The sequence below is a fragment of the Undibacterium sp. Ren11W genome (assembly GCF_049340485.1).
Taxonomy (GTDB): domain Bacteria; phylum Pseudomonadota; class Gammaproteobacteria; order Burkholderiales; family Burkholderiaceae_D; genus Undibacterium.
This window is the reverse complement of record NZ_JBMPPB010000048.1, coordinates 1-255: the sequence shown is the minus strand read 5'-3', so window position 1 is coordinate 255 and position 255 is coordinate 1. Positions and strand designations below refer to the sequence as shown.

Genomic DNA, 255 nt, shown 5'->3' with positions numbered 1-255 from the left:
CTGTGACTGCCACTGTCGTTGCTGCGCCCAGTTCTGTTTTACTGATCAGACCGTCGTTGTTGCTGTCGGTCGTGATGGTGATCGTCGGCGCTGCTGTAGCCGTCGTGTCTAAAGTCGCACTGTCTGTACCTGGGGCGGAGACATTACCAGCTTGGTCGGTGACCGTCGCTGTGACCGTTAAATTAGCGCCTTCTGCCGGTTTGGCAACCGTGCTGCTATACGTACCAGCGGTGATTTCTGCGGCCGTTAAGACGT

At 56.5% G+C, this 255-nt stretch carries 1 protein-coding gene; it reads right to left on the bottom strand.

Annotated elements, in window-relative coordinates:
• A partial coding sequence (locus ACO0K8_RS22405; protein ID WP_422948865.1) for a hypothetical protein occupies positions 1-255 on the bottom strand: 255 nt, incomplete at both ends.